The following is a 22,937-nucleotide window of genomic DNA, read 5'->3' on the forward strand; positions in this document are numbered from 1 at the left end:
TTCAGTGGACGTGGCTGCGCCAGTCGGCCGGCACCCGCTCGTGCGGCCCGGGCACGGTCTGGTCGGCCGGGTGGGACTGCGGATCGGCGAGCCGCGGCCCGTCGTAGTAGTCCTCGCGCGCGTAGTCCCAGAACCAATCCTCGCCCGGTTCGAAGCTCTGCACGATCGGATGGCCGCTCTCGGCCGCGTGCTTGCCGGCGTGCTGAGACGGCGACGAGTCGCAGCAGCCGATGTGCCCGCAAGCGGCGCAGCGGCGCAGGTGCACCCACCAGCCACCGGCCGCATCGCATTCGACGCAGCCATCGCCGGAAGGGGCAACCGCGGGATCGATCCCGGTCATGACGCGTCCTCCTCGTGGTCACGCAGCGGCAGTCGGACGATGAAGCGCGTGTCGCCCGGCACCGACTGAACCGACAGATCACCGCGGTGCTTGTTGACGACGATGCGCCACGAGATGTCGAGCCCCAGCCCGGTGCCCTGGCCCACCGGCTTGGTGGTGAAGAACGGCTCGAAGATGCGCGAGACCAGGTCGTCGGGAATTCCCGGGCCGGTGTCGCCGATCTCGACCTGCAGCATGTCCTCGCCGGACCGTCCGGTACGGATCATGAGGGTGCCCTCGCCATCCATGGCCTGCAGCGCGTTGTCGATGAGGTTCGTCCACACCTGGTTCAGCTCGGCTCCGTAGACCGGGATGTCGGGCAGCGTCCGGTCGTACTCCTTGACCACGTGGACGTCGCCGATCTTGCGGCTGAGCATGACCAGCGTGCTGTCCAGCAGCTCGTGGACGTCGAGGACCTGGTGCGGGGCGCGGTCCATCTGCGAGTACTGCTTGGCCGCCGACACGAGGGTCGAGATGCGGGTGGTCGAGTCCTCGATCTCGTTCATCAGCAGCTCGGTTTCGAGCGTGTAGTTGAGCCAGCGGACGGCGCCTTCGAGCATCTCCTCGTCGACCAGCCCGAGCACCTGGTCGAGCCACGCCACGTCCAGGCCGGCCTGCACGTAGACCGGGGCGAGGTCGTAGGCGGCGCGGATGCCGTGGTCCTCGAACCAGTCGGTCAGCTCGTCCTCGCGGTCGGAGGCTTCGAGCGGGCTGAGTTCGGGCGCTTTGGCGACCTGCTCGACGGCCCGCTCCTGGAGTCCGATGAGGGTCTCGAGCTGGCTGCGGTCCCACGCGCCGCCGGCTATCAGCGCCAGCTTGTGCCGCATCCCGGCAACGCGCTCCCGCAGCGAGGACGTGGCCCGGACGGCCGCAGCGGCCGGATTGTTCAGCTCGTGGGTCAACCCCGCGGACAGTGACCCCAGGGCCAGCAGGCGTTCCCGGTCTCCGACGACGCGCTGGGTGTTGCGCGTGCCGTAGAAGACGCCCTCGAGCAGATGCAGCGCCATCGGGAACCAGCGCCGCATGAGCTCGGTGAAATCGTGGGCACTCAGCGTGAAGAACCGGACCGGCGTGATGGCCCGCACCGACGCGTTGTACGTCTGCGGGACCCCGTCCTCGAGGAACGCGGCCCACGCGCCCGCGTAGGCGCCGCGTGCGCTGGTCCGGGTCGTCTCGACATCCTCGTCGCCGACCCGGCGGGACAGGGCGATCGTCCCGTCGAGCAGGACGTAGAGGCACTGGGCGGGCTCGCCCTCACGAACCACGTAACCCGGGTCATGGGTCTCGACGTAACCGCGGGCGCAGAGCCAGCGCAGCTGCTCGTCGCTCAGCGCCTCGAACAGGAACAGCGTGCGCAGTTCGTCGATGTCACAGAGGACTCGTTGTTCGCCAGTCTCGGCCATTACAACCCCTCGAGATATCGGTGGACGAGCATCACGGCCATCGCGCCTTCGCCGACGGCTGACGCGACCCGCTTGGCCGACTCGGCCCGGACGTCACCCGCGGTGAAGACGCCAGGCACGCTCGTCTCCAGATGGAACGGCGAACGCTCCAGGATCCACCCCGCGTCGCCGTGCCGTCGACGGCGAGGTCGGGACCGGCGACCACGAAACCGCGCGAATCGCGCGTGACGACCCCGTCCAGCCAGTCGGTGCGCGGCGCCGCGCCGATGAAGACGAACAGGTAGCCGGCGTCGACGGTCTCGGTCGCGCCGGTCACGTTGTCGCGCAGTGTCAGCTGTTCGAGGTGGTCCTCGCCGTGCGCGACGACGACCTCGGTGCAGGTGCGGACGGTGATGCGGTCGATCTGGGACAGCTGCTGGACCAGGTAGTAGGACATCGAGCTCTCCAGCGAGCTGCCCCGCACCAGCAGCGTCACCGAACGGGCGCCGCGGGCGAGGTAGGCCGCCGCCTGCCCGGCCGAGTTGGCCCCGCCGACGATGTAGACGTCCTGGTCGGTGCAGTTGGCCGCCTCGGTGAGCGCCGAGCCGTAATACACGCCGCGGCCGGTCAGCCGGTCGAGTCCATCGGCGTCCAGCTTCTGGTACGAGACGCCCATCGCGAGGATGACCGTGTGCGCGTCTACGGACGTCCCGTCGTCGAAGCGGACCGTGCGGGCGGACCCGTTCACCTCGAGGCCAACCGCGTCGCGAGTGGTGATGACCTCGGCGCCGAACTTCACGGCCTGCCGGCGGGCCCGCTCGGTCAGCTGCGCGCCGGACACTCCGTCGGGGAAACCGAGGTAGTTCTCGATCCGCGAGCTCTGGCCGGCCTGGCCCCCGGTGGCGACGCGCTCGACCAGCACAGTCCGCAGCCCCTCGGACGCGCCGTACACCGCCGACCCGAGCCCGGCCGGGCCGCCGCCGACCACGACGATGTCGTAGAAGTCCTTGGCCGGTGCGGTGGTGAGGCCGACGTGGCCGGCCAGCTCGCTGTCACTCGGCGCGACGAGCGGCTTGCCCTCGATGGTGATGACGAGCGGCAGCTCGCGGCCGTCGGCGCCGGCGGCCTCGAGCAACCGGACGCCCTCCGGCGTTTCCGAGGAGTACCAGCGGTAGGGCACCTGATTGCGGGCCAGGAACTCGCGCACCTGCGACGACCGGGCCGACCAGCGGTGGCCGACGACCTTCGTCTCGGGTACCGGGGTGTGGTCCACGGCGGCCCAGGCCTCGAGCTGTGCGTCGATGACCGGGTAGAGCTTCTCCTCCGGCGGGTCCCACGGCTTGAGCAGGTAGTAGTCGAGATCGACGACGTTGATCGCGCTGATCGCGGCGTCGGTGTCGGCGTAGGCGGTGAGCAGGATCCGGCGGGCACCCGGGTAGAGGTCCATCGCCGCCTCGAGGAACTCGAGGCCGCTCATCTGCGGCATGCGGTAGTCGGCCAACAGCACCGCCACCGTCTCGCCGCGCAGCTTCATCTCGCGCAGGGCGTCGAGGGCCTGCTCGCCGGACTCGGCGCGGACGCTGCGGTAGGTGTCGCCGTAGCGCCGGCGCAGGTCGCGGGCCACCGCCCGAGACACGGCCGGGTCGTCGTCAACGGTCAGGATCGAGCTGCGCGCCGTGTCGCGCCGGCCACTGGGTACATCCACGCCGAAGAGCCTACGGTCGGCGCGCCACCCAGAACCGGCGTCAGACGACTTGGTGGAGCAGCGTCACCGGCGCGCCGTCGCCGCCCGCGCGGTACGGCTCGAGCTCGGCGTCCCACGAGGTACCGAGCAGTTCCGTCAGCCCGTGCTGGAAGTCGTCAGCCGACCGCGCCCGGTTCATCAGACCGCGCAGCCGCTCCTCACCGACGACGACGTCACCGTTCGCGGACGTCGTGGCGCGGTGGAAACCGCGACCGGGCAGATAGGCGAGCCGTTCGCCGTCGCTGATGGACGTGCCGTCCTCGGTGATCTCGAAGACGAGCATCGGCCAGGCCCGCAGGGAGGCGGCGAGGCGGGCGGCGGTACCGACCGACCCGGTCCAGGTCGCTTCGGCGCGCAGGTGCGTCGGCGCGACGGGTTGGCCGGCCCACTGCAGCCGCGCCGGGCGGCCGAGGACGCCGGCGAGCGCCCACTCGACATGCGGGGCGAGAGCCGACGGGCAGCAGTGCATGTAGACAACGCCGCGTGTGCTGGGCACAGCGCGGCTGCCTTCGGTGCGGGCGTTCGTCATCGCACACCTCCCTGATTCGACGGCTACGCCTTCCCCAGCGGTCCGTCTTCTCGAAAGGTGTGCGTCCATTGTGACGCATGAGTCCCCTGTTACGCCAGTGGAAAGCGGCTCAGGATTCGACGGCGAGTCGGATTCCGAACCCGACCAGCACCGTGCCGGTCAAGGCGTCCATCCGGCGTCGCACGCGGGGCGCGGCCATCCAGGCCGTCACCTTGCTCGCCAGAGCGAGCAGGACGACGTAGTAGATGACCGAGAGCACGAGGAAATCGGCACCGAACAACAGCGAGGTGGCCCCCACGGGGTAGCCCGACGGGACGAAGCCGGGCAGGAAGGTCACGAAGAACACGCCGACCTTGGGGTTGAGCAGGTTCGTGGTGAGCCCGGCCGCGAAGCCGGTGCCGAGCAGCCCGCGCCGCGCGCCGTCGTCGACCGCCGGGGCGCCCCGCCGCATCGCCCGCAGCGACTGCACGCCGAGCCAGACGAGATAGCAGGCGCCGACGATCCGCAGGACGGCGTAGGCGACCTCGCTGGCCCGCAGCACCGCCGCCAGTCCGAGCGCGGCCACACAGATCCAGATCGTGAGCCCGACCAGGATCCCGCCGGCGGTGGCCGTACCGCTCGAGCGCCCGCCCCGGACGATGCTGCGGATCGTGACGAGCGTGTCCGGGCCGGGCAGCAGCACGATCAGCACGGCGGCCACGGTGAACGCGGCCAGGGCGAGCAGCATGGCCTGACTCTAGGGCGTCGCGGCGATCCCTGCCCTGGCCATTGGCCGGTTCGCGGCCCGGCCGATCAGCCCGGGGTCACGGCCGGCTCCCCGGCCCGATCGCGACGCAGCACTCCCCCGGGCGCGGCGCCAGCTCGGCGGCCAGCCGGCCGTCGGCCCCGATGCCTTCGACCAGGCCGGTCACGTACTCGTGGTTCAGCCCGCACACGAACTCCGGAGCCGTCGCGGCCAGCGGGTGGAACGGGCAGTTGCGCAGACGAACTGTGGGCCCGACGCGATAGGGCTCGAAGCCCTCGGCGGCGAGCACGTCGGAGGCCAGCGCGGTGGCCCGCTCGACCCCGAGGCGGCCCGGGCGCGCCTCGTCGCGGGCGCGGCGGCCGAGCGCGGCGCCGCGCCGGCGGGCGACACGCCGTGCCGCCTCTTGGGCGTGCGCGTCGGACTGGGCGTCGGCGGTCCCGACGACCGCCTCGACGAGGATGCCGGCCAGCAGCTCGGGGGTGCGCTCAGGCACGTGCACCGCGATGTCGGCAACGGCGGGCTCGTATACCCGCGGCACCCGGCCCACCCGCCGGATCGTGCCGGTCGCGAAGCCGGATCGCAGGACGCCGAGCTCCACGAGCTTGTCGAGGTGAAAGGCCGCCAGCTTGCGGGAGATGCCCACCGCCTCGGCCGCACTCTCGCGAGTCACCGGTGTGCCGGCGCCGCGGATGTACGCGTACAGCGCGTGCCGGACGTCGTCGTCCAGCGCGGCGATCGCCGCGACCGCTGACCGGTCCATCAGCCGATTAAAGCCAATCTGGTTGGCTAAAGCAATCGAGGCATAGGTATTGACGCGGAGCGCGAATAAAACCAAGCTACGTTTGTGATATTCATACGGCACGAACGATGACCACCGCCGCGCGCGCCGCGCGCGCCGACTATCCCGCCCTGCGGGTCGCCCCGCCCGCGTCCAGCGTCGATCTGATCGCAGCCGAGCAAGCGGCCGCCGACTTCCTGCGGGCGCTCGGCATCCCGACCGACACCGAGAGCGTCCGCGGTACGCCCGGTCGCATGGCCCGGGCCTACGCCGAGCTGTTCTCGACGCCTGAGTTCGATCTCACGACCTTCCCCAACGACGAGGGCTACGACGAACTCGTGCTGGCGCGCTCCATCCCGCTGCGCTCGGTGTGCGAGCACCACCTGCTGCCGTTCGTGGGGGTGGCCCACGTCGGGTACCTGCCGCGCGAGCGCATCCTTGGGTTGTCCAAGCTGGCCCGCGTCGTCGGCCACTTCGCCGCCCGGCCGCAGGTCCAGGAGCGACTGACCAAGCAGGTGGCCGGCTGGCTGTCCGACAACCTCGAACCGGCGGGAGTGGGCGTCGTCATCGAAGCGGAGCACACTTGTATGACCGTCCGTGGTGTGCGGGCCAGCGGTTCCACCACGGTCACGTCGGCGCTGCTGGGGGCACTGCGCGACGACCCGCGCTCACGCCAGGAGTTCTTCGCACTGACCAGGCTCGGCGGATGACCGCCGGACGAAAGGAGGCTCCGGTGACCGAACCGTCGAGCGTGGTGATCGTGGGCGCGGGACTGGCCGGCGCGAAAGCGGCCGAGGCGCTTCGGGCTCAGGGTTACTCGGGCCCGGTGACGCTGCTCGGCGCCGAGGCGCTGCCACCTTACGAGCGGCCTCCCCTGTCGAAGGCCTACCTCGCCGGCAAGGCGGAGTTCGACGAGGCGCTCGTGCACCCGCAGGAGTGGTACGCCGAGAACGACGTCGAGCTGCGGTGCGGGGTCGAGGTGGTGGTCCTTGACCGGCCGGCGCAGGAGGTCGTGCTGGCCGACGGCTCGCGAGTGGGCTACGGAGCCGTCGTCCTGGCCACCGGGTCGGAGCCGCGGCGGCTGCCGATCCCGGGGGCCGAGCGGGCGCTGCTGCTCCGTACCCGGGACGACGCCGAGGCGATCCGCGCGACGTTCGGCTCCGGGCACCGGCTCGTCATCATCGGCGGCGGCTGGATCGGGCTCGAAGTCGCCGCCGCGGCCCGCGAGGCCGGTAGTGATGTCACCATCCTCGAAGCGGCCGCGTTGCCGCTGCTCGCGGTGCTGGGAACGGACATGGCCTCCGTGTTCGCCGACCTGCACCGGGAGCACGGAGTCGACCTCCGCCTCGGTGTGGCCCTGACGGAGGTCACCGCGACCGGCGTCCGGCTCGCCGACGGCACCGAGGTGCCCGCAGACGCCGTGGTGATGGGCGTCGGTGTCCGTCCCCGCACGGAACTCGCCGCGTCGGCCGGCCTCGACGTCGACAACGGCGTCCTGGTCGACGGCTCCTTGCGCACCAGCGACCCGAACGTGTTCGCCGTGGGTGACATCGCCAACCACCAGCATCCCGTCCTGGGTCGACGGGTGCGCGTCGAGCACTGGGCGACCGCGCTCAACCAGCCGGCGTCGGCCGTGGCCGCGCTGCTCGGCGGCGAGACGACCTACGACGAGCTGCCGTACTTCTTCAGCGACCAGTACGACCTGGGCATGGAGTACATCGGCAACGCACCGGCCGGCTCGTACTCGCAGGTGGTGGTCCGAGGCGAGGTCAGCGGGCGCGAGTTCGTCGCGTTCTGGCTCGACGCGGACGACCGCATCCAGGCCGCGATGAACGTCAACGTCTGGGACGTCGTCGACGAGATCAAGCCGTTGATCGCCGGAAACGTCGTCGTGTCACCAGATCGGCTCGTGGACGCCGCGGTGCCGTTCGCCGAGGTCGGGCGCTAACCCGCAGCGAGGGCGGGAAGCACCTCGCCGAGGGGCGCGTCGATCTTGAGCGTGGCCAGCGGGTCCCCGCGGGTGGCGCCCTGGTTGACGATGGCCACCGGGATCTTCAAGGCGGCGGCCCGCCGGACGAAACGCAGCCCGGACATGACGGTGAGGGACGAGCCGAGCACGAGCAGGGCGGCCGCGGCTTCGACGCGGGCGTAGCACTCGTCCACCCGGGGCCGCGGCACGTTCTCGCCGAAGAACACGACGTCGGGCTTGAGCAGGTCGGAGTCGCAGTAGGCGCAGCCCGCCGGCACGAACCCGTCGAGCTGCTCGTCGGACAGTTCGGCGTCGCCGTCGGGGTTGATGTGCCCGGCCGCGGTGGCGAAATCCGGGTTCGCGGCACGCAGCCGGGCGTCCAACGATGTCCGGCCCTCGCGTAGGCCGCAGGACAGGCACAGCACCACGTCCAGGCCGCCGTGCAGCTCGACGACGTTTGTCGCTCCGGCGGCCCGGTGCAGGCCGTCGACGTTCTGGGTGATGATGCCGTCGACGAGGCCGGCGCGCTGCAGTGCGGCGACCGCGTAGTGGCCGGCGTTGGGCGCGGCCCCGGCGATCTGACGCCAGCCGAGGTAGCTGCGGGCCCAGTACCGGCGGCGCGCGGCCGGCGAGCCGACGAAGGCCTGGTAGGTCATCGGGGCGTGCTTGCGCCGGGTGCCGGACGGACCGCGGTAGTCGGGGATGCCGGAGTCGGTGGACAGTCCCGCGCCGCTGAGGACGACGACGCCGCCGGCGTGCACGAGATCGCGCAGGCCGGAATCGAGCGCGACAGTCACCTGACCATGGTGCCTGAAGTCACTCGCACTGTCCGACGTCAGCCGTCGGCGAGGGCGTGCCCGTAGCGGTCGGTGACCCGGCGGCGCAACGCGCTGTTCTTGCGCGAAGCCGGCTGGATGAAGACCTCGCCGAGCATCGGGAACTTCTCGCGCAGCTGCTCGTCCACCCGCACGCACGCCAGCTCGAGGTCGGCGGCGGAGAAGGAGTCGACGAAGTCCACGCGAGTGCACAGCAGGACGCTGTCGGTGCCGGTGAGCATCGTCAGGACGTCGACCACGTCGTCCACCTCCTGCTGCTCCTCGAGGAACCGCACGACGGCGTCGATGAGGCGTGGATCGGCCTGCTGTCCGATCAGCAGCGCCTGGCAGGCGCGAGCCAGCACTGCGGTCACGGCGAGCAGCAGCGCGCCGATGGCGATGGAGGCGGCGCCGTCCCACACGCTCGACCCCGTCAACTGGTGCAGCCCGACGCCCACAGCGGCGATCGCCAGGCCGATCATGGCCGCGGTGTCTTCGAGCAGGACGCTGTTGACCGTGGGGTCGCGCGGCGTGCGCAGGTAGGCTGCCAGCGAGCGTTTGGTGCGCTCGGTCTCCTTGCGCATCTGGCCGGCCGCCTGCCGCAGCGAGAGGCCCTCGAGCACAGCGGCCAGGAGCAGCACCGGGTAGTTGATCCACAGGTACTTGCTGTCCTCGCCGGCGCCGAAGATCGTGGTGACGCCCTCGTAGACGGAGAACGCGGCGCCGGACACGTAGATGGCGACCGCCGCGAGCATCGACCAGAAGTAGCGCTCCTTGCCGTAGCCGAACGGGTGGGAGACGTCGGCCGGCTTGCGGGAGCGCCGTTGGGCGACGAGCAGGAGCACCTCGGTGGTGCTGTCCCCCGCCGAGTGCGCGGCCTCGGACAGCAGTGCGCCCGAGCCGCTGATCAGGCCCGCGACCAGCTTGAGTAGGCCGACACCGAGATTGGCGAACAGCGCGAGCAGGACGGTGAGCGTGCCCTCGTCCTGCTCCTTCACCTCAGGCATGGGACGAGCCTGCCCAGCGTCCGGGTGCCCCTATCCGAGGCGGAACCGGGTCACTGTCCGGGCCGATCTTGTGCAGACTCGCCGGCCGGCGCCCGCGAGTCTGCACAAGATCGCTCAGGGCAGGTAACGAGCGGTGTACTCGGCGAACCGTTCGTCGACCTCGGCCTCGGCGATCCCGAAGTCGGCGAGGGAGTACTTGTGCGACGGGGTCCGGTGCCCCGTGCGGCTCGCCGCGTCCTCGGCCGCGACGGCGGCCCGGACGTCCACGGACCACGGCAGGTCGAAGTACCGGTAGATCGCCTCGATCGTGCCGACCGGGTCGCTGACGAGGTCGCGGTACCGGACGTCGTAGAAGTGGGTGGGATCGTGCCGCTCCCGGGCGGTCATGGTCAGCGCCGCCCCGCGGCTGAGCAGGTCGAGCTGGTCGCGGCCGAGCGTCTCGCCGACGAAGCGGGTGGAGTAACCGACAGTGGCCAGCGAGCTGAGGCTGCAGCTGGACGCGAGAGTCGTGCGCATCTCGCGGTGCGTCTGCACAACCAGAGCATCCGGGTAGACCGCGAACAGAGCATCGAGCGCGAACAAGTGGCTGGGGTTCTTCAACACCCACCGCTTCTCGACGTCGTTGGCGCCGATCAAGGCGAGGTTCCGGCGGTGCCGCGCATAAGCCGCCGTCCAGTCCTGCGTGCGGAGCCACGCCGAGTAGGACGGGACGTGCCCGAGTGACTCGTAGGAGATCGACATGGCCGACTGCCGCAGCAGCTGCCAGCACTCCTCGACGGTGTCGGCGGCGATGTAGTGGACGCCGCCGAAGCCCGGATTGGCCTCGTAGAAGGCCTCGAACCCCTTCTGGATCTGCTGGAAGACCGGGTTGTCGGCCCACGTCTCGCGGGGCGGGCGCGGCTGCGGCATCTCGCACAGCCACTGCTCCAGGCCTTGATGGGACGGGTCGGCGGCGAGCAGCCGGTGCACCGCCGTGGTGCCGGTGCGCGGCAGGCCGGTGACGAAGATCGGCCGTCGGATCAGCGAGTCGTCGGCCGCGACCTGCTTGAACCCGGCCTCGCTCAGCAGGCGAGCCACCAGGGCGCCGCGCAGCTCCGAGCGTTTGACGCGTCGGCCGAGGTCGGTCAGCTGCTCGTCCTTGGCGTAGGACTCGAGCAGGACGGCCAGCCCTTCGCGGTACTCGCCGCCGCCGAAGTCGGTCAGCGTAGTGAGGCGCGTCGCCGAGGCCTCGAGATCCTCGACCGTCCCGACGTTGTCGCGAGGCGGAGCCGCCATCAGTGGTGGAACTCGCCGCAGTTGACGTCGAGGCAGTGTCCGGTGATGTCACGCGCCATGGTCGAGGCGAGGAAGACGACGGCGTCGGCGATGGCGTCCGGGTCGGGCAGCCGGCGCAGATCCATGTTGGCGGCCGTCTCGTCGTACACGACCTGCGCCTCTACGCCCCGCTTCTTCGCGAGGTAGGCGAAGTAGTTCTGCAGCGTGTCGGCCCAGATGTAGCCCGGCGCGACGGAGTTCACCCGGATCCCCTGCGGCCCGAGCTCGGTGGCCAGCGCCTGGGCCAGTGCGAGCAACGCCGACTTGGCCATCTTGTACGCGCCGTAGGGCATGCTCGAGTGCCGCAGGACCGACGAGTTGATCATGACGACGTTGCCGCCGCTCTCGGCCAGCGCCGGCACGAACAGCCTGGTCAGCCGCAGCCCGCCGAGCACGTTCGTCTCGAAGCCGGCGCGCACCTGCTCGAAGTCCACCGTCTGCAAAGCACCCAGCGGCGGAATGGCGAATGCGTTGTTGACGAGCGCGTCGAGCCGGCCGAACTCGGCCAGCGTCGCGTCGACCAGGTTCTGCGCGGACTCCTCGGAGTTGATGTCGGTGCCGACCTGCAGCGTGCGCCGGCCGAGCTGCTTGATCTCGTCGGCGACCTCACCCAAGCGCGACTCAGTCCGGGCGGCGAGGACGACGTCGGCGCCGGCCTTCGCGCACTGCAAGGCGATCGATCGACCGAGCCCGGGCCCCACCCCGGCGACGACGACAACCTTGTCCTGCAAGACGTCGCTCATGATCGTCTCCTCGCACCGCACGCGTCGCTCATCCCAGCATCCTGTTCGCCACGGCGGCCTGCCGCGCCGCGAGCCGCGCCTGCCACTGATCGGGCGTCACGCGGGCCTGCTCGTAGTGAGGCAGCTTCTGGGCGATCTCGTCGAAGCGCACCTTGTCGACCCGCGGGCCGTCGGCCGGCGTGAACTCGCGCGAGGTGCGCTGCCAGCGGATCTGCAGGTAGCCGCGCGGATGCCCGGTGGTCTCGAGCCAGTTCGCCACGCCCGGGTTCTGCTCACTGACGACGAAACGCAGCATGCCGTCGGGATCGACGCGCGCCTGGTCGCCGGTCAGCGACGTCTGGTGGTTCACGAAGTCCATCGACACGTACCACATCGTCCCGAGCTGGAAGCCTTGATACGGCGCGTCGGACGCCGGCACTGTGACGATGAGCGCCTCGTCGTCGGCCAGCTCGTAGTGACCGACCGACGAGTACTGGGTCGCCAGGCCGCCTGGCGTCAGCCGCGGTTCGGTCATCGTGTTCACCGGCAGCTTCAGGTAGAACCACTCCGGGAACTGGAGGAACGTCTTCAGCTGCTGGACGAGCGTCTTGGCCGCCGCGTTGTAGCGCTTGCCGAGCTTGGTCTCATCGCCCAGCTCCGGCGCCCGGCCGACGCGGTCGACCCGCTGGATCGCGATCCGTCCCGGCTGCGCGGTCCAGTCGCTCCACACCTCCCGCACCAGCAGCATCGCCGCGCGCGGGCCGAGCACGAAGTAGTTCGGCCCTGGGTCGTTCTTGGCCGGACCGAAGCGCAACTCGAAGGTGCCGTCGGGGTTGATGTGGATGTCCCGGTCGTCGAACGCGCTCAGGCTGTCCGGCACGTCGGCCGGCGAGTAGTCCCCGTTGAGGATCTGGAAGCTGAGATCGGCGGTTGTGCCGCGGACGCCGGTGACCACGTACTCGGCGTCGTCGCGGATTCGCGCGCTGAAGTAAAGGGTGTCGGGATTGTCGAGCCCGATCTTCGTGTACGGCGTCGCCGACCGGATGAAGTACGGGAAGTCCCGCTCGAAGCCCCAGGCCGAGGCGACGGCGGCCCGGATGCTGCCGGCGAGGTAGTCGAGGCCCTCGACGACGTCCTGCTCGGTGCGGACGTGGGCGGCGTCGCGGATGATCTTCTCGGCCTCAACGATAGCGTCGGCCAATGGCTGAGTGAGCACGGTCACCTGTTCCGATTCGGATTGCGCGGTACAGATATGTAACGCAGCGGTAGAGTGATGGTCCGACAGTAGAACGTGTTCTAGGTTGGGTCAATGTCATCGTCGCGCCGCTCCCCGCCCACCCAGCGGGTGGTCGCCCTGCTCGACCACATGGTCGCGCACCCGGGCGAGGAGTTCGGCCTGTCCGAGCTCTCCCGCGCCCTCAACATCAGCAAGCCGACGTGCCTGGGCATCGTGACCACGCTCAGTGAGACCGGCTGGCTCGTGTGCGATCCCGACTCGCGCGGGTACCGGATCGGACCGGCGCTGGTGTCGGCCGGCCGGCTGGCCCGTCAAGCGGTACCCGGCACCGATGTGGCCGAACGGCATCTCACGGCGCTGGCGACGCGCTACCGCTCGGCCTGCACCGCTTCGGCCGTCGTGGGCAACGAGATCGTCGTGCTCACGAGCGTGCGCGGGGACGGCCGCACCGACGCCGCGATGGCCGGTAGCCGATACCCGTTCGCGCCACCGGTCGGCCTCATGTACGTCCTGTGGGACAGCGATCGCGCGTTCGAACGCTGGCTGACCACCCGGCCGACGCTGCCGGTCGTCCTCGACCATCCCCACCTGCGCGCCGTCGTGGCCGAGTGCCGCTCCCGTGGCTACCTGGTGGAGGGGTTGACCGACGTCGGCGCCCGGTTGCATACGCTGATGGCCGGGGTCGCGGCCTACGATCTGCCCGACGAGGTCCGCGACCTGGTCGGCGAGATGGTGTCGACCCTCGGCGAGCGCGTGTATCTCGGCGCCGAACTGACCGGTAACGACAAGCATCCGACCCACCTGCTGGCGGCACCGACCTACGGCAGCGACGGACGGCAGCAGATGGTGCTCACGTTGTATGTGGGCGATTCGATAACAGGAGCCGAAATAACCCGGCGGGGCAAGGCACTTATGGCCACGGCCGCCGCTGTGACGGCCGAGGCCGGCGGCCGGCCACCGGCGCGGAGGAAGGCATCGTGATGACGGACTGGAAGTGGGGGCCCCGATGACCGTTGCCTACGAGATGAGCCACCTCGAACGGCTCGAGGGCGAGGCGGTGCACATCTTCCGCGAGGTCGCCGCCACGATCGAGCGACCGGCCCTGCTGTTCTCCGGCGGCAAGGACTCCGTCGTGATGCTGCACCTGGCGGTCAAGGCATTCTGGCCGGCACCCGTGCCCTTCCCCGTCATGCACATCGACACCGGCGAGAACTTCGACGAGGTGATCGAGTTCCGGGACCGGACCGTCGCCAAGTACGGGCTGCGCCTGATCGTGGCCAAGGTCCAGGACGACATCGACGCCGGTCGCTCGGTCGAGGACACCGGCCCGCGCGCGACCCGTAACCGGCTACAGACGGTGACCCTGCTGCGCGGCATCAACGAGAACAAGTTCGGCGCGGTGTTCGGCGGCGCGCGGCGCGACGAGGAGAAGGCGCGGGCCAAGGAACGGGTCTTCAGCTTCCGCGACGAGTTCGGGCAGTGGGATCCACGCAACCAGCGCCCGGAGCTGTGGAGCCTGTACAACGGCCGGCACCGCAAGGGCGAGAACATGCGCGTCTTCCCACTGTCCAATTGGACCGAGCTCGACATCTGGTCCTACATCCGCGACGAGGGCATCGAACTTCCGCCGCTGTACTACGCGCACAAGCGGCAGGTCGTCGAGCGCGACGGCATGCTGCTCGCGGTCAACCGCTTCATCCAGCCCATCGAGAAGGAGACCCCGTTCGAGGCGACGGTGCGTTTCCGCACGATCGGCGACGCGACCTGCACCGGTTGCGTGGAATCGTCGGCATCCGACGCCGACGAGGTGGTCGTGGAGGTCGCCGCCGCCCGCCTCACCGAGCGGGGCGCCACCCGCGCCGACGACCGAATCTCCGAGGCCGGCATGGAAGACCGCAAGAAAGAGGGGTACTTCTAGCCATGACTGCGCTGTTGCGGATTGCGACCGCCGGATCGGTGGACGATGGGAAGTCGACCCTCATCGGGCGGTTGCTCTACGACTCCAAGGCGATCTTCGAGGACCAGCTGAACGCCGTCGAGGCGACCAGCCGTTCGCGCGGGCAGGAGGCACCGGACCTCGCGCTGCTCACCGACGGCCTCCGCGCCGAGCGGGAACAGGGCATCACGATCGATGTCGCGTATCGCTACTTCGCCACGCCCAAGCGCAAGTTCATCATCGCCGACACACCCGGGCACATCCAGTACACCCGCAACATGGTCACCGGCGCGTCCACCGCCGACGTCGCCCTGATCCTCATCGACGCGCGCAACGGCGTGCTCGAGCAGTCTCGCCGCCACGCCTTTTTGGCCAGCCTGCTCGGCATCCCGCACCTCGTGGTGTGCATCAACAAGATGGATCTCGTCGACTACTCCGAGGAGCGCTTCATCGAGATCCGCGAGGACTTCCGGCGCTTCGCGATGAAGCTGGAGGTCTCAGACCTCTCCTTCATCCCGGTCTCGGCGCTCACCGGTGACAACGTCGTCCAGCGCAGCGCCGCGATGCCCTGGTACGAGGGCACGTCGCTGCTGCACTTCCTCGAAGAGATTCACGTCGCGTCCGACCGCAACCTCATCGACGTGCGGTTCCCGGTCCAGTACGTCATCCGGCCCCAGTCGTCCGACGCCGCGCTGCACGACTTCCGGGGTTACGCCGGGACGATCGCGGGCGGCGTGGTCCGCACGGGCGACGAGGTCACCGTCCTGCCGTCAGGTTTCACCACGAAGGTTTCGGCCGTCTGGGGCCCGGGCGGGCGCAAGGTGTCGGAGGCATTCGCCGGGCAGGCGGTCACCATCGAGCTGACCGACGACATCGACATCAGCCGCGGGGACCTCATCTGCCGCCCGCACAACCGTCCCTACGTCGGCCAGGACATCGACGCGATGGTCTGCTGGCTGACGACGGAGTCGGAACTTACGTCGGGCGCGCGTTACACGATCCAACACACGACGAGATCGACCCGCGCGGTCGTGCGCAACCTGGATTACCGGCTCGAGGTCAACACGCTGCACCGCGACGACAGCGCGACCGGCCTCGGCCTGAACGAGATCGGCCGGATCCGCCTGCGGACCCAGCAGCCGCTGCTCTTCGACGCCTACCGGCGCAGCCGTGACACCGGCAGCTTCATCCTGGTCGACGAGGCCACCAACAGCACCGTCGCGGCCGGCATGATCACCGGCCCGACGCAGCACGACGCCAAGGTCGTCTGGCACAGCGGCTCGGTGCAGCGCGGCGAACGGGCGACCCAGGGCATGACGGTGTGGCTCACCGGCCTGTCGGGCTCCGGGAAGTCGACCGTCGCCGCCGAGCTGGAGCGGCGACTGGTCGCGTCCGGGCGGCCGGCCCACGTGCTGGACGGTGACAACCTCCGACACGGGCTGAACGCAGACCTCGGCTTCTCGGCCGAGGACCGGGCCGAGAATGTGCGCCGGGTCGGCGAGGTCGCCAAGGTGCTGGCCGACGCCGGCGTGATCGCGATCGTGTCGCTCGTGAGCCCGTATGCCGAGGACCGCCAGCGGGTGCGCGCCTCGCACAGCGCAGCTTCGCTGCCGTTCCTCGAGATCTTCGTCGACACCCCGCTCGAGGTGTGCGAGTCACGCGATCCGAAGGGCATGTACGCCAAAGCCCGGGCCGGCGAGATCGCCAACTTCACCGGCATCGACGACCCGTACGAAGCGCCCGAAGCCCCGCACCTGCGCCTGCGCCCCGAGGACGGGGACGCTGCAGCTCAGGCCGCGCTCGTCCTCGACCTGGTCGAGCGGATCGCGGAGTAACGCCGGTGCTCACCGACGCCCGCCTCGCCGGCGAACTTGCCGAGCGGGCCGGCCACCTGCTGCTGTCGCTGCGGGACTCCAGCGGGCTGACCGGGCGTGAGCTGGGCAAGCGCGGCGACGCCGACTCGAACGCCCTGCTGCTGCGCGAACTCGCCGCGGTCCGGCCCGACGACGCGGTGCTGTCGGAGGAGTCGGCCGACTCCCCCGCCCGGCTGTCAGCCGACCGCGTGTGGATCATCGATCCGCTGGACGGGACTCGCGAGTACGGCATGCCCGGACGCGGCGATTGGGCAGTGCACGTCGCGCTCTGGCAGCGCGGTGCGGGCATCACCGCGGCCGCGGTGGCCCAGCCGTCACTCGACGCGGTCTACGCCAGCGATACCGTTCCGCCCGCAACCGGCTCTGACCGGCGGGCCCGCTTCCTAGTCAGCGACAGCCGGCCGCCCGACTTCGCCGCGGAGGTAGCCGCCGCTCTCGATGCCGAGGTGGCCCCCATGGGATCGGCCGGCGCCAAGGCCATGGCGGTCGTGCGCGGTGAGGCCGACGCATACCTGCACGCCGGCGGCCAGTGGGAATGGGACTCGGCCGCGCCGGTCGGCGTGGCCGTTGCCGCCGGCCTGCACGCGTCCCGGGTCGACGGCAGCGCTCTCGAGTACAACCGCGAACATCCCTACCTGCCCGACCTGCTCATCTGCCGCGCGGACCTCGCCGAGCCGATCCTGCGCGAGATCGCCGCTACGACCGCGGGTTGAGCGCCCACATCGCCGGCCAGTCCTTCGGCCGCAGCAGCGCTTCCGTCCCGCCGTCGGCCACGAGCACACTGCCGACGAGCATCGGTGCCGCGAGCATGAAGACGATGACATCGGCGATCTCGTCCGGGCGGATCGGACGGCCCATCGGGACCGGGAAGTTGGAGATGGCGTCCCCGATCAGGGGGTCTTCGCGCTGCGTCTGCGTCAACGCCGTCTCTGTCAGTCCCGGAGCGATCACATTGAGCCGAACGCCCGCGCCGATCCACTCCGGCTTGGGCGCATTGGTGCGCACGTACCAGGAGATCGCGGCCTTCGCCGCCGGGTAGGCGAACAGCGACAGCGCGGTCTCGGCGAGTTCGCAGGCGCGAGCCTCGTCGTCGGCGAGGCACGCCTCGGCCAGCTCCACCGACCAGTCGGGCTGGACGGTCGCGGAATTCGAGCCGAGGCACACCACGCCGGCTCCGGACGTCAGCGCGGGCCGCAGTCCCTCCAGCAGCGCGACCGTGCCGAAGTAGTTGATCGCGATGAGGCGGCCACCGTGGGCCGTCGACGAGCCGCCGATGCCGGCGGCCGTCACCAGGCCGTCGAGGCGGCCCTCGGCCAGCTCGGTGATCGAACTGATGGCCGTTGCGCGGCCGTCCGCCGTCCCCAGATCGGCCACGACCTCGGCATCGGCCACGTCGACGCCCAGCACCCGGTGGCCATCGGCGATCAGGCGAGCGGCCGTCGCCCGGCCGATGCCCGAAGCGCAACCGGTGACGGCGATGGTCGGCATGTCCGCACCGTAATGGAACAGGTTCTACTTCGCGACCGAGGGCCGTTGCGATCGGCCCGGCCACACTCCTAACGTGGAGATGTGGCCGATCCGGAGGACACGACCCAGCTGCGGCGGGCCGACCTGATCGAGGTCGAGGTCGACGAGACCCCTGACGACGAGCGGCCGCTCCCGTTCGAGGCGGAGCCGGCCGACGTGATGGAACAACGCGCCGAGCTACCGCAGGACGACGAGCCGATCGACTTCGATCCCGAGTACTAGACCCCTTCCGCCGGCCCTGACCGCGCATTCGCCATCCTCCTTCGCGGGCGTGAAGTACTCCTGACGCGCGCGCACGCCCCCTCGTCGGGCAGGATCGCCGCATGACGCAGCCGGCAACGACCCTGACCGCGGCCTTTCAGCGGACCGCCGAACGGTATCCGCACAATCTCGCGCTGAGCACCTCGGACGGGTCCGTTCGCATCACCTGGCGGCAGTACGCGGCGCGGGTCGAGAAGCTCGCCGCCGGGTTCGCCGGTCTCGGCGTACGTCGCGGCGACACGGTCGGCATCATGCTGACCAACCGGCCCGACTTCCACCTCGTCGACACGGCCGCGCTGCACGCCGGCGCGACACCGTTCTCCATTTACAACACGCTGGCTCCCGAGCAGATCGCCCACCTGTTCAGCAACGCCGGCAACCGGGTCGTCGTCTGTGAGGAACAGTTCCTCGGCCAACTGCAGGCCGCGGCCGCCGCCGCCGAGACGGCGGTCGAGCATGTGATCTGCGTCGACGGAGCGCCGGAGGGCACGATCTCCCTCGCCGAACTCGAGGCCGCCGCCGAGGACGACTTCGACTTCGCCCGGTCGTGGCAGGCCGTGCAGCCGGAGGATGTCCTGACGATCATCTACACGTCGGGCACCACCGGCCCGCCGAAGGGCGTGGAGCTGACCCACATCAACCTGCTGGCCGAACTCGAGTCGACGACGGCGATCGTGCCGATTTCGGCCCAGGACTCGGTGATCTCGTACCTGCCCGACGCGCACATCGCGAACCGGTGGGGTGCGCACTACAACAGCATGGTGACCGGCATGCAGATCGTCACGTTGGCCGACATGAAGCAGATGGTCAGCGTGCTGCCGGCCATTCGCCCCACCTTCTTCGGGGCCGTGCCGCAGGTCTGGTACAGGCTCAAGGCCGGCATCGAGGCGCAGGTCGCGGCGGAGAAATCGTTGGTGAGGAAGCGGCTGGCCGAGTGGGCCTTCGGGGTCGGCCGCCGGCGGGCCCGGCTCCTGTCCGATGGCACGCCGGAGCCGACGGCGTTGCGCGTCCAGCACGCCGTCGCCGAGAAGCTCGTCCTGAGCGCAATCCGCGCCCGCCTCGGTCTCGACCGGGTCAGGTTCGCAGCGACCGGAGCGGCGGCCATCGATCCCGAGGCGCTGGAGTTCGTGCTCGGGCTCGGGCTTCCGGTCTGCGAGCTGTGGGGCATGTCCGAGGTCTCCTGCGCCGCCACCGTCAACCCCCCGAACGCCATCCGGATCGGCACCGTGGGCACCGCCCTGTCCAACGTCGAGCTGCGCCTCGCCGACGACGGGGAGTTGCTGGTCCGAGGGCCCCTGGTCATGAAGGGCTACCGCAACGAGCCGGAGAAGACGGCGGAGACGATCGACGCCGATGGTTGGCTGCATACCGGCGACATCGCCAGCATCGACGGCGACGGTTACGTGCGCATCGTCGACCGCAAGAAGGAACTGATGATCAACGCGTCGGGCAAGAACATGTCGCCGGCCAACATCGAGGGCACGGTCAAGGTGAGTTGCCCGCTCGTCGGGTCGGTGGTGGCGATCGGCGACGACCGTCCCTACGTCGTCGCGTTGCTGACGCTCGATCCCGATGCCGTCACCGCCTATGCCCAGCAGCAAGGCATCGCCGACGCGTCTCCGGCCACGCTGGCCGACGATCCCGGTGTACGCGCGGCGATCGAGCAGGGGATGAAGGAAGCCAACGCCCGGCTGGCCCGCGTCGAACAGATCAAGAAGTTCGCGATCCTGCCCGAGGTGTGGGAACCGGGGGGCGACGAGGTCACGCCGACCATGAAGCTCAAACGCAAGCCGATCGCGGCGAAGTACGCCAAGCAGATCGAGGAGCTCTACGCCTCGGCCAAGTGAGCGTGACACCGACGAGGTTTTCCTCCGCTGGCGTCGTTTGAGGCGAGCGGCAATGGCGCACGGGCAGGAAAAGGTGATCAGCCGCCCCGAAACGCACCGTCGTCGGGCGGACGTGAGCGGCGCGGCGCACTGGGACAGACTGAGCCAGTGAGCACCACGAGCGAACGCGACCCGGCGAAGCCGCGGCCGCGGCCCGGGCGCGGGCGGGCAGAGGCAACGGACGCGTCAGTCGCCGCCGCGTCCCCCGAGAACGCAGCGCGGGAGCCGGCGTCACCCCGCGCGGTCGACGCGGGTGGGCCCTCCGGAGGGCGTGCGCATCCCGCGGCGCACGGCGCCGGTCTGATCGGGTTGGCGGTCGGCGCGCTCGGCGTGGTGTTCGGCGACATCGGCACCAGCCCGCTGTACGCGCTGCAAACGGTGTTCGCTCTGGAGGGGCATGCAGTGAAGCCGACGCCCGGCGATGTCTACGGGGTCATCTCACTCGTCTTCTGGTCGATCACCCTCGTGGTGTCGCTGAAGTACCTGGTCTTCGTGCTGCGAGCGGACAACGACGGCGAGGGCGGGGTCATGGCGCTCGCCGCCCTGGCCCGGCAGATGACCGCGGGCGGCCCACGCCTCATCGCCGCGTCACTGCTGCTCGCCATCGTCGGCGCGTCCCTCTTCTACGGCGACAGCGTGATCACGCCGGCGATCTCGGTGCTGTCGGCGATGGAAGGTCTCGAGGTCGCCGAACCCAGCCTCAACCACGCCGTGCTGCCCATCGGCATCGCGGTCGTGGTGATCCTGTTCCTGGTTCAGCGCTTCGGTACCCACCGGGTGGGCAAGTTCTTCGGCCCGACGATGCTGCTGTGGTTCGTCGTGCTGGCCGCAACCGGGCTGCCCGAGATCGCGAGCCATCCCGGCATCCTGCGGGCGCTCTCGCCGAGCTACATCGTCAGCTTCGTCGCCGACCACCCGTATCTCGCGTTCATTTCGCTCAGCGCGGTGGTCCTCGCCATCACCGGCGCCGAGGCGCTCTACGCGGACATGGGCCACTTCGGCCGCAAGCCGATCCGGCGGGCGTGGTTCCTGCTCGCGTTCCCGTGCCTCACCCTGAACTACCTCGGCCAGGGTGCGCTGGTGCTGCACGACAAAGCCGCGACCAGCAGCCCGTTCTTCCTGCTCGGCCCGCACTGGGCCCGCATCCCGCTGGTCATCCTGGCCACTCTGGCCACGGTCATCGCCTCGCAGGCCGTGATCTCCGGCGCCTACTCGGTCTCGCGCCAGGCCATGCGACTCGGGCTGCTTCCGCACCTGACGATCCGCCAGACGTCCACCCGCGAGAGCGGCCAGATCTACGTGCCGGCGGTGAACTGGCTGCTGTTCGGCGGCGTGCTCGTCCTCATGCTCTCGTTCCAGTCCTCGAGCAAGCTGGCGGCCGCGTACGGCTTGGCCGACGTCGGGGTGTTCGTGACGACGACGTCGCTGTTCCTGGTCGTCTCGGCGATGATCTGGAAGTGGCCGAGGTGGCGGGTCATCGCGTTCGGGGCCGGCTTCGGCTCGATCGAGCTGGCCTACCTGTCGGCGAACATCACCAAGATCCCGAGCGGCGGTTGGCTGCCGCTCGGCATCGCCATCGTGCTCGTGGTGGGCATGACGACCTGGGAGGCCGGCCGGCGAATAGTGACCCACCGGCGCAAGGAGCTCGAAGGACCGCTGCAGCAGTTCGTCGACGAACTGCGCGGGCGCGACCTGCCGCGGGTGCCCGGAACGGCGGTCTTCCCCCACCCGACCAAGGAGACGACCCCGCTCGCGCTGCGGGCCAACGTCGAGTTCAACCACGTCCTGCACGAGCACGTCGTCGTCATGTCGGTGCGTCCGCAGAACGTGCCGCACGTCCCGCCCGACCAGCAGATCGACGTCGACGAGCTCAAGCACACCGACGACGGGATCGTGCACGTCGCGGTCAACTTCGGCTTCCAGGACGAACAGGATGTTCCCGGCGCGCTACGGCGGGCGACCGGCATGAGCGATGAGCTCGACGTCGACCCGGACAAGGCCCTTTACTTCCTGTCGCGCCTGTCGATCCAGCGCGGTGACAAGGACGGCATGGCCCGTTGGCGCAAGCGCCTATTCATCGGCCTGGCCCACAACGCGGCCAGCCCGGCCGCCGGCTTCTGTCTGCCCGAGGAGCGCACCGTCGTGATGGGCGCACACCTCGAGCTGTGAGGCGGGCGACCGCGCCTGCGCCCCGACTTAGCACGGCTGTAACATTGGTGGCGCCTGGCCTCGCCCCCGTTCGCCGGCGTCCTGGCGCTGGTCGATCAGGCCCGTCACGACAACGGCCTCGGTGCGTCGGATTCGTCTGTCAGGGGGTCAGTCGGCGAACGCCGCCCCCGCCGCCTGCCGGCCGACCTTCGCCGAGGACCAGAAGCCATACGTCCCCTGCTCGAGCAGTTCGCGGCCGGCCTCGACCAGCGCTCCCAGGGCGGCGAAGGCGAACGCGCCCCCGACGGAGATGCGGGCGACGCCGAGCGCGGCCAATTCGGCGACGGGCGGAGCGGCGGCGAGCGCCAGCACGTTGACCGGCCGGTCAACGGCGCCGACCACGGTCCTGATCTGCTCGGCGGTAACCAACCCCGGCGCGTAGAGCACGTGCGCGCCGGCGTCCTGGAATCTCTGCAACCGGGCGATGGTGTCGTCGAGGTCGGGCCGGCCGTGCAAGAAGTTCTCGGCCCGCGCGGTGATCACGAAATCGTCCCCACCGGCTTCGACGGCGGCGGCGATGCGCTCGGCCGCGAGCTCGGCCGCATAGATCGGATCGTCCGGCCGGCCGCTCGAGTCCTCGATCGAACAGCCGGCCAGCCCGGCGTCGACCGCGCCCCGGACCGT

At 70.1% G+C, this 22,937-nt stretch carries 21 protein-coding genes and 1 pseudogene; 9 read left to right on the forward strand and 13 right to left on the reverse strand.

The window, feature by feature from the left end:
- Position 1: 1 nt before the first annotated feature.
- The 6 genes and pseudogenes from ABR571_RS12675 to ABR571_RS12700 form a co-directional block, all read right to left on the reverse strand.
- Positions 2-340 carry a UBP-type zinc finger domain-containing protein gene (locus tag ABR571_RS12675; protein ID WP_409453571.1) on the reverse strand — a complete coding sequence of 113 codons (339 nt, stop codon included), beginning with the start codon at positions 338-340 and terminating at the stop codon, positions 2-4.
- Positions 337-1,782: an ATP-binding protein gene (locus tag ABR571_RS12680; RefSeq protein ID WP_409453572.1), complete on the reverse strand. Its 1,446-nt coding sequence runs from the start codon at positions 1,780-1,782 to the stop codon at positions 337-339. Before ABR571_RS12680 ends, ABR571_RS12675 begins: the two co-directional genes overlap by 4 nt.
- A pseudogene (locus ABR571_RS12685) lies at positions 1,782-3,466 on the reverse strand (FAD-dependent oxidoreductase). Before ABR571_RS12685 ends, ABR571_RS12680 begins: the two are co-directional and overlap by 1 nt.
- Before the next feature lie 40 nt (positions 3,467-3,506).
- A complete protein-coding gene (locus tag ABR571_RS12690) occupies positions 3,507-4,034 on the reverse strand; it encodes a DUF3145 family protein (RefSeq protein WP_409453573.1) in 528 nt (175 codons plus the stop codon).
- 109 nt (positions 4,035-4,143) lie between these two features.
- On the reverse strand, positions 4,144-4,761 hold the full coding sequence (locus ABR571_RS12695) for a LysE family translocator (RefSeq protein ID WP_409453574.1): 618 nt from the start codon (positions 4,759-4,761) through the stop codon (positions 4,144-4,146).
- A gap of 76 nt (positions 4,762-4,837) precedes the next feature.
- Entirely contained in the window at positions 4,838-5,539 is a 702-nt protein-coding gene (locus ABR571_RS12700) for a helix-turn-helix transcriptional regulator (RefSeq protein WP_409453575.1), read from the reverse strand.
- A 107-nt stretch (positions 5,540-5,646) separates the two neighbouring features.
- Between ABR571_RS12700 and folE the strand changes: the two genes are divergently transcribed.
- Positions 5,647-6,267: a GTP cyclohydrolase I FolE gene (gene folE, locus ABR571_RS12705; RefSeq protein WP_409453576.1), complete on the forward strand. Its 621-nt coding sequence runs from the start codon at positions 5,647-5,649 to the stop codon at positions 6,265-6,267.
- Between the two features lie 23 nt (positions 6,268-6,290).
- Positions 6,291-7,505 carry an NAD(P)/FAD-dependent oxidoreductase gene (locus ABR571_RS12710; RefSeq protein ID WP_409453577.1) on the forward strand — a complete coding sequence of 405 codons (1,215 nt, stop codon included), beginning with the start codon at positions 6,291-6,293 and terminating at the stop codon, positions 7,503-7,505.
- Here ABR571_RS12710 and ABR571_RS12715 read toward each other — a convergent pair.
- From ABR571_RS12715 to ABR571_RS12735, 5 genes are all read right to left on the reverse strand, one after another.
- Complete coding sequence (locus ABR571_RS12715; protein WP_409453578.1) at positions 7,502-8,323, reverse strand: NAD-dependent protein deacetylase; 822 nt, start codon at positions 8,321-8,323, stop codon at positions 7,502-7,504. The genes ABR571_RS12710 and ABR571_RS12715 overlap by 4 nt on opposite strands.
- Positions 8,324-8,361: 38 nt before the next feature.
- Positions 8,362-9,348 carry a cation diffusion facilitator family transporter gene (locus ABR571_RS12720; RefSeq protein ID WP_409453579.1) on the reverse strand — a complete coding sequence of 329 codons (987 nt, stop codon included), beginning with the start codon at positions 9,346-9,348 and terminating at the stop codon, positions 8,362-8,364.
- 114 nt (positions 9,349-9,462) lie between these two features.
- A complete protein-coding gene (locus ABR571_RS12725; RefSeq protein WP_409453580.1) occupies positions 9,463-10,623 on the reverse strand; it encodes a sulfotransferase family protein in 1,161 nt (386 codons plus the stop codon).
- Positions 10,623-11,405 (reverse strand): SDR family oxidoreductase, encoded by a 783-nt coding sequence (locus tag ABR571_RS12730; protein ID WP_409453581.1) that lies wholly within the window; start codon positions 11,403-11,405, stop codon positions 10,623-10,625. Before ABR571_RS12730 ends, ABR571_RS12725 begins: the two co-directional genes overlap by 1 nt.
- 28 nt (positions 11,406-11,433) lie before the next feature.
- On the reverse strand, positions 11,434-12,600 hold the full coding sequence (locus tag ABR571_RS12735; RefSeq protein WP_409453591.1) for a hypothetical protein: 1,167 nt from the start codon (positions 12,598-12,600) through the stop codon (positions 11,434-11,436).
- Between the two features lie 93 nt (positions 12,601-12,693).
- Here ABR571_RS12735 and ABR571_RS12740 point away from each other — a divergent pair, with 93 nt between their 5' ends.
- Genes ABR571_RS12740 through ABR571_RS12755 form a run of 4 tightly spaced genes read left to right on the forward strand, consistent with a single transcriptional unit; the run spans position 12,694 to position 17,144 of the window.
- Entirely contained in the window at positions 12,694-13,602 is a 909-nt protein-coding gene (locus ABR571_RS12740; RefSeq protein WP_409453582.1) for a helix-turn-helix domain-containing protein, read from the forward strand.
- A 25-nt stretch (positions 13,603-13,627) separates the two neighbouring features.
- Positions 13,628-14,539 carry a sulfate adenylyltransferase subunit CysD gene (gene cysD / locus ABR571_RS12745; protein WP_409453583.1) on the forward strand — a complete coding sequence of 304 codons (912 nt, stop codon included), beginning with the start codon at positions 13,628-13,630 and terminating at the stop codon, positions 14,537-14,539.
- Positions 14,540-14,541: 2 nt separating this feature from the next.
- On the forward strand, positions 14,542-16,392 hold the full coding sequence (gene cysN / locus ABR571_RS12750) for a sulfate adenylyltransferase subunit CysN (RefSeq protein WP_409453584.1): 1,851 nt from the start codon (positions 14,542-14,544) through the stop codon (positions 16,390-16,392).
- Positions 16,393-16,397: 5 nt separating this feature from the next.
- A complete protein-coding gene (locus ABR571_RS12755; RefSeq protein ID WP_409453585.1) occupies positions 16,398-17,144 on the forward strand; it encodes a 3'(2'),5'-bisphosphate nucleotidase CysQ in 747 nt (248 codons plus the stop codon).
- Here ABR571_RS12755 and ABR571_RS12760 read toward each other — a convergent pair.
- Positions 17,128-17,919: an SDR family oxidoreductase gene (locus ABR571_RS12760; protein WP_409453586.1), complete on the reverse strand. Its 792-nt coding sequence runs from the start codon at positions 17,917-17,919 to the stop codon at positions 17,128-17,130. The two genes, ABR571_RS12755 and ABR571_RS12760, sit on opposite strands and share 17 nt — an antisense overlap.
- An 81-nt stretch (positions 17,920-18,000) precedes the next feature.
- Here ABR571_RS12760 and ABR571_RS12765 point away from each other — a divergent pair, with 81 nt between their 5' ends.
- The 3 genes from ABR571_RS12765 (at position 18,001) to ABR571_RS12775 (ending at position 22,274) form a co-directional block, all read left to right on the forward strand.
- On the forward strand, positions 18,001-18,180 hold the full coding sequence (locus tag ABR571_RS12765) for a hypothetical protein (protein WP_409453587.1): 180 nt from the start codon (positions 18,001-18,003) through the stop codon (positions 18,178-18,180).
- Positions 18,181-18,281: 101 nt separating this feature from the next.
- A complete protein-coding gene (locus ABR571_RS12770) occupies positions 18,282-20,066 on the forward strand; it encodes an AMP-dependent synthetase/ligase (RefSeq protein ID WP_409453588.1) in 1,785 nt (594 codons plus the stop codon).
- Positions 20,067-20,213: 147 nt separating this feature from the next.
- On the forward strand, positions 20,214-22,274 hold the full coding sequence (locus tag ABR571_RS12775) for a potassium transporter Kup (protein ID WP_409453589.1): 2,061 nt from the start codon (positions 20,214-20,216) through the stop codon (positions 22,272-22,274).
- Between the two features lie 147 nt (positions 22,275-22,421).
- On the opposite strand, the gene ABR571_RS12780 is transcribed toward ABR571_RS12775, so the two are convergent.
- The coding region (locus tag ABR571_RS12780; RefSeq protein WP_409453590.1) for an isocitrate lyase/phosphoenolpyruvate mutase family protein at positions 22,422-22,937 on the reverse strand (516 nt) is incomplete at its 5' end.

This window comes from Jatrophihabitans sp. (genome assembly GCF_046262535.1).
GTDB lineage: Bacteria > Actinomycetota > Actinomycetes > Mycobacteriales > Jatrophihabitantaceae > Jatrophihabitans.